At 50.8% G+C, this 5,900-nt stretch carries 6 protein-coding genes; 1 reads left to right on the forward strand and 5 read right to left on the reverse strand.

Annotation, left to right across the window (positions count from 1 at the left end; translation table 11 throughout):
* Nucleotides 1-36: 36 nt before the first annotated feature.
* Together Q0L26_RS05440 and Q0L26_RS05445 are read right to left on the reverse strand one after the other, a co-directional pair.
* The gene (locus tag Q0L26_RS05440) at nt 37-1,035 is read right to left on the reverse strand and encodes an ABC transporter ATP-binding protein (RefSeq protein ID WP_296648466.1); all 999 of its coding nucleotides are present in this window, start codon (nt 1,033-1,035) and stop codon (nt 37-39) included.
* Nucleotides 1,028-1,690, reverse strand: coding sequence for an ABC transporter permease (locus tag Q0L26_RS05445; protein WP_296648467.1), 663 nt, complete (start codon nt 1,688-1,690; stop codon nt 1,028-1,030). Before Q0L26_RS05445 ends, Q0L26_RS05440 begins: the two co-directional genes overlap by 8 nt.
* A gap of 158 nt (nt 1,691-1,848) precedes the next feature.
* Between Q0L26_RS05445 and Q0L26_RS05450 the strand changes: the two genes are divergently transcribed.
* The gene (locus Q0L26_RS05450) at nt 1,849-2,715 is read left to right on the forward strand and encodes an IclR family transcriptional regulator (RefSeq protein ID WP_296648469.1); all 867 of its coding nucleotides are present in this window, start codon (nt 1,849-1,851) and stop codon (nt 2,713-2,715) included.
* Here the strand turns inward: Q0L26_RS05450 and Q0L26_RS05455 are convergent.
* From Q0L26_RS05455 to Q0L26_RS05465, 3 genes are read right to left on the reverse strand one after another with little or no spacing between them, the layout of a single operon-like run.
* Nucleotides 2,712-3,650 (reverse strand): DMT family transporter, encoded by a 939-nt coding sequence (locus Q0L26_RS05455; protein WP_296648471.1) that lies wholly within the window; start codon nt 3,648-3,650, stop codon nt 2,712-2,714. The two genes, Q0L26_RS05450 and Q0L26_RS05455, sit on opposite strands and share 4 nt — an antisense overlap.
* Nucleotides 3,625-4,446 (reverse strand): CoA ester lyase, encoded by an 822-nt coding sequence (locus tag Q0L26_RS05460; RefSeq protein WP_296648474.1) that lies wholly within the window; start codon nt 4,444-4,446, stop codon nt 3,625-3,627. The genes Q0L26_RS05455 and Q0L26_RS05460 overlap by 26 nt, the downstream gene beginning before the upstream one ends.
* A 50-nt stretch (nt 4,447-4,496) precedes the next feature.
* Nucleotides 4,497-5,726, reverse strand: a complete 1,230-nt coding sequence (locus Q0L26_RS05465) for an LCP family protein (protein WP_296648476.1) — start codon at nt 5,724-5,726, stop codon at nt 4,497-4,499.
* Nucleotides 5,727-5,900 lie beyond the last annotated feature (174 nt).

The raw sequence follows: 5,900 nt of genomic DNA on the forward strand, positions 1-5,900 counted from the left end.
AGGTGCTTACATCGGTTGCTGGCTGAATGCTCATGATTAGCGGCCCTTTTTGCTACCAAGGGTTGAGGCGTCTGCGCCAAGTGCGCTGGAGATTTCCTTGACTGAGATGCTGCCGACTTCTTTGCCCTTGGCATCGGTAACTGGAACCGGCGCTCCACCGTTTAGCACGATGTGGTCAAGTGCTTCGCGCAGGTTCTCAGAGATCATTACGCTTGGGCCGCTGGCGGTTGCCGCGCCCAACTTTGCCGAAGCAATTGGAATAAGCGCCAAACGCTTTAGCGCTGCGCCCTCACCAATGAATGAAGAAACGTAATCGCTTGCTGGGTTCGCCAAGATATTTGCCGGAGTATCAAACTGTTCAATCTGTGATCGCTCGCTAAGCACCGCAATGCGGTCACCAAGTTTGATTGCCTCATCAAAGTCGTGAGTAACAAAAACAATTGTCTTGCCGATGGTTGACTGCAAACGCAAGAACTCATCCTGAAGTTTTTCACGAGTGATTGGGTCTGTTGCACCAAAAGGTTCATCCATCAACATCACCGGTGGGTCAGCTGCAAGTGCGCGGGCAACACCAACGCGCTGCTGCTGGCCGCCTGAAAGCTGCTTCGGATAGCGGTTTGCAAACTTGGCCGGGTCAAGCTCTACAAGCGAAAGCAGTTCTTCAACGCGAGCTGCAATTTTATTTTTGTCCCAACCCAAAAGCTTTGGCACCACAGAAACGTTCTCTGCAATTGTCATGTGCGGGAACAAACCAATTTGCTGAATTACATAACCAATTTGACGACGCAATGTGTTTTGGTCTAAAGACAAAATATCTTTGCCATCAATTTTGATTGAGCCAGATGTTGGTTCAATGATTCGGTTGATCATCTTCATGGTTGTGGTCTTACCGCAACCAGAAGGTCCCACCAACATAATCAGTTCACCGGGATTGATGCTCATCGAGAAATTCTCAACGGCAGACTGTGGCTGGTTTGGATATGACTTAGTTACATTGCTTAGTTCAATGCTTGCGCCACTTGTTGACTTAGACACGGATGCCTCTCGAGGTTGTTAGTCGGTTTATCAAAATAAAAACTGCATCAAAGCTCAGCGCAATCAAAACGATCACCACTGTTCCGGTTAGTGCAAAGTTCAGTGCGTTTGCCGCACCCAGCATTGAAAGTCCCTTGAAGATGTAAGCGCCCATTCCCGGTCCGGCCACATAGGCAGCGATTGCTGCAATACCAACCGATAGCTGCGCGGCAACGCGAAGGCCGGTAAGAATTACTGGCCAGGCAATTGGAAACTGAATCTTCATAAGCACAGCAACTTTGCTCATGCCCATGCCGCGTGCAGATTCAATTACTGCAGGGTCAACCTCGCGTAGCCCAACCACCGTGTTGCGCACAATCGGCAGCAGCGAGTAGATGCTTAGGGCAAATACGGTAGACGCCCAGCCAAGACCCATGATCGGAATCAAGATGGTCAGCAGTGCCATTGATGGAATGGTCAGAATCACACCGGCGGTGGCCACGGCGGCCGAACGAGCAACCGGCTTCTCCCAGACCAAAAGTCCGGTTCCAACACCGATAACCGCTGCGATAACAAGTGAGATGAGAACGACGGTGATGTGTTCGACAGAAAGCTCGAGAATTTCATCGGCCTTCTTAATTAGGAATGGAACGACCAAACTTAGGTCATAGTCCATGCCGGCCTCCTCTTTGAGAGCATTTGGCACCTTTGTGCCTGAAATCAAAACTAGGAAGCAGTTGTGTATACCGCAACGAGAGTTGGTAGTATGTCAACCAAATACGATAACAATCAGATAACCAGGGCTTCACCCAGAAGGTTCGCTAGGAGGAACGAATGGCCGAAACTAAGCCGGTACAGCGAAGAAATGCCGCTGGCCTCAGTCGCGACCTTGAGGTTCTTGAGGTTCTGGGTACCCCGGAGGCGCTAAGTAGTCACGGCCTTGGGGTCAATCGGGTTGCCGAACTTACCGCCAGAGACAAGGGCCAGATCTCTAGAACCCTGTCCACTCTTGCCGATGCCGGCTTTGTGCAGCGCGATCGCGCCACCGGTAAGTATCGCTTGGGCTTTCAGCTTTACTCGTTGGCCTCAAGAACGGCCGAGGCCAGGTTTGTTGAAGAGGCCGGCCGCTACCTGCGCAAGGTTGTCAACCTGACTCACGAGACCACGCATCTTTGTGTGCTTCGCGGCGGAAACGTTTTGACTCTAAAAAGTGAAATGTCTAATCACGCGTTTCGCGGAGTTGGCTGGGAGGGCGTAAGCGTGGCCGCGCTCAGCACATCCTCAGGCCGTGCACTTCTAAGTGACTGGAACGATGCCGAAATCGAAGAGTGGTACGAGGAACACGCAAAAGATAATCGGATCATAAGTCCAACAATTGGCTCAATAGTTTCAAACGACGGCGCATTGCCTAATCTTGAGCAAAGCCCGCGCCTCGGAAAGATTAAAAATGTTGACGATCTGAAAAAAGAATTAGCTCAGATTCGCAAAGTTGGCTACGCAAAAGTAGACGAAGAGTTTGAGTGGGGATTGGTTGGCGCCTCAGCACCAATTCGCGATCAGACAGATCGCATCATTGGTGTCATGAACGTGAGTGCGCCAAAAACCAGAATTGGTTCGCACCTTGATCAGGTTGGCGAAATTATTGCGAAGGTAGGTTTGGAGTTTTCTCTTTACCTTGGTGCTTCAAAAGTTAGTTACTAAATTTTCTTTTTACCGGTTTTTGATTTCATCTGAGTAATCGCAGAACCAGCGGCAACTAGCACCGCACCAACCGGAAGGTTCCAACTGAATGGCTCGCCAAGAACTAACCATCCGATGAACAGCGAGACCAGCAGAGTTGGGTAACTTGCCGAACTTGCAATTGCGCTTCCGGCCCGGTCAATCAATTGCAAATTCCAAATGTAGGCAATTCCGCTACCGATAGTTCCCATCAAAACCATTGAAACAATAATTTCCCAGGTGAATGCCGTGCGCACTAGATCTTGGCCAAGAATGAAATTAGAAAGCAAGTAAGCAGGTAGCAGAGTAATTGATGCAAAGGTTACTTGCCAGGTTGCAATTACCTCAGAGCGCTTGCCTTGACCAAGTAGGTACTTGTGTGAAAACGGAATGGCAACGCCGTAGCAAAAGACCGCAAGAATAATTGCACCTACACCAAGCGGATCATTGTCTCCAATATCACCGTTTGAAATTCCGAGTGCAAAGAGTGCACCAAATAAGCCAACCAAAATTCCCGATACCTGTCGCAGGGTCGGTCGTTCGTCTCTGAATGCAATCAACATCACGATCAACGTCGTGATTGGGTTTGCGGTATTGATAATGCTGGCAATCACTGTGCTCACGTGCTCTTGCGCAAAGGCAAACAACGTGCCCGGCACTGCGTTCATCAGAATTGCAACAAACAAAATTCTCAGCTTGAATTTGTTGTCCAGCTTGGTATTTAAGCCCTTTATCTTGACGAAAGTCCAAAGTGTGATCGCGCCAAGTACGCAGCGCCAGAAGGTGACTCCTGCCGGCGGAAAGGCCAGCAAGCCCATCTCAATAAACAGAAACGAAGCGCCCCAAATTAGGCCCAGGCCAATGTATTGCGGCAGCCAACGCTGCTTGGTTTTAGCGTGGTGAGATGTTGAAGGCATTCGCTAGCTTCATAATCTTTTCTGCGCGACCAAGTCGTGGCAAGTCTGAACCATCACGAATCACGCGACCGCGAGCTTCAAAATCGCTAATGAAATCGTGAGCCCAAGTTACATCGGCAACGGTTGGGCAAATGGTTTCGTTGATCACGGCTAGCTGACTGGTATCAAGACACAACTTGCCGGTCATGCCCAGTGCAACGGCAAGCTCACTTTTTTCTCTTAGCACCGCGTGGTTTGAACCCACGGTTGGTCCATCAATCGGGCCAGGCAAATTACCAATGCGGCTTGCCACCACAAGCTTTGAACGCGGATAAGCCATGGCCAAATCGTCAACGCTGGTTCCCGTGTCGCGACGATAATCGCCGCTACCAAAAGCCAACCGATACGCGCCCTTAGCCGATGCAATTTCGCGGGAGTCTTCGATGCCCAGCGCAGATTCAACCAGTGCAATCACCGGAAGTGTTGAACCAAGTGCCGCGTAAGTTTCTGTAACTTGGCTTGCGGTTTCTGTCTTGGCAAGCATTACACCTTTGAGTCCCTTTACCCCCTTTAGGCCATCAAGATCCTGGCGCCAAAAATCGGTGGTGTAGTCATTGATGCGCACCCAACCAGTGCCTTCGTCATTCAGCCAGTTGATAACTTTTTCAAGTGCCTCGCCCTTGAACTTTGGGTCAACTGCGTCTTCGACGTCAAGAATAATTTCGTCTGCGCGACTCTTAGCGGCAACATCAAACTGCTCGTGATGCATGGCGTTTACCAGTAGCCATGATCTTGAAATTTCTGAATTGCTATTCAATTCAAATCCAATCTGGTTCATCCTTGAACCAGGATTAGCCTAATTGGTTTTTAGTTAGAGCAGGTCTTGGTGTCTGCGGTGGTGCCAAGAATTCCAGTTGGCAAAGCCGATGGATTTGGACTTGCACTCACAGACGGACTTGGGCTTGGGCTTGAAGTTGGATCAATCACTGCACCCTGACCACCATTGGCCTCTGCCAAAACAATCGGCTCGTCCTTCTGCAGCTTTTCGAAAATTAAGTTTGCGGTTTCGTATATCGGTGCTACACGACCCGAATATGGCGCAGGCAATCCACCGCGGCTAGGCACCTGCAAGAAGGTCATCTTGTCTAGTTCAACATTCTTCAGCGCTCCGGCCATTGCCACCATTACGTTGACGTTGGTCAGGCTCTCACTTAGCTTCATGTTGCGAGCCGCGGCCGAGGCAAGTGAGTAAAGGTAAATTGGGTTGCCCAGCACGCCGGCACTCTTAACCTTGCGCACCAGCGAGGTCAAAAATACCTGCTGGTTTGAAATACGTGAAAGGTCAGAGCCGTCGCCAACACCGTGGCGGGTTCTTAAGAATTTCAGCGCATCCTTGCCCTGCAGCACGTGCTTTCCGGCGGCGAGGTTTAGGTAGGTGTACGAGTCGTGAATTGGCTTGGTCACACAAACCTCAACGCCACCGATGGCGTTAGACATTTCGATAACGCCCTTGAAGTCGATCATCGCAAGGTAAGGAATCTTCAAACCGGTCAGCGCCTCAACGGTCAGCAAAGTACAACCTGGCCCACCGTTTGCGATGGTGGCGTTAATCTGGCCAAGTGACTGCGGCAGGTAACCCGGGCCCGGCGGAATCGAGGTACTAGGGCAAGCTGGCCACGGCACTAGCAAGTCGCGCGGAAAACTGAGCGCGGTGGCATGCTTACGGTCTGCCGAAACGTGCAAAAGAATAATTACGTCGGCCAACACCGATGTCTCGTTGCCGTACCCCTCGCCCTGACCAGCGCGGGTATCGCTTCCAACCAAAAGCATGTTGATTGGACCAGCTAGGTCCTTTTCTGAAATTTTGTGGGCACCGGAAAGCACGATTCCGTTGGCCTTGATGGTGTTGGAAAGATCCGCAATGGCGATTCCAGAAACCGCAACAGTTGCACCAAGAACTAGGCCCAAGATCTTAAACAGGATCCCCCAGATTGCGCTGGCCTTGGTTTGTACGCGAATGCGACCATGGCGCGCAAAACCGCGCGACTGCTTAGCCTGGCGTTTGCTTAGTTTTGGGGTGGGGTTCTGGTTTTCCATGAACCTCTAGTTTAAGTGAAAAACCCTTTGCGCTTCCCTGTGGATTAGGTGTTAAACAGAAAACCCCAGTCAAAGACTGGGGTTTCAAGTGGAGGAAGCGGTGGGATTTGAACCCACGGTCGCTATTAACGACGACAGTTTTCAAGACTGTTCCGTTCGGCCGCTCCGGCACGC

Source organism: Rhodoluna sp. (assembly GCF_024641065.1).
Classification (GTDB): Bacteria; Actinomycetota; Actinomycetes; order Actinomycetales; family Microbacteriaceae; genus Rhodoluna.

Excerpts from the sequence above, each read along its gene's own strand:
- Q0L26_RS05455 (WP_296648471.1), bottom strand. The coding sequence starts at position 3,650 with ATGCCTTCAACATCTCACCACGCTAAAACCAAGCAGCGTTGGCTGCCG.
- Q0L26_RS05445 (WP_296648467.1), bottom strand. The coding sequence starts at position 1,690 with ATGGACTATGACCTAAGTTTGGTCGTTCCATTCCTAATTAAGAAGGCC.
- Q0L26_RS05465 (WP_296648476.1), bottom strand. The coding sequence starts at position 5,726 with ATGGAAAACCAGAACCCCACCCCAAAACTAAGCAAACGCCAGGCTAAG.
- Q0L26_RS05450 (WP_296648469.1), top strand. The coding sequence starts at position 1,849 with ATGGCCGAAACTAAGCCGGTACAGCGAAGAAATGCCGCTGGCCTCAGT.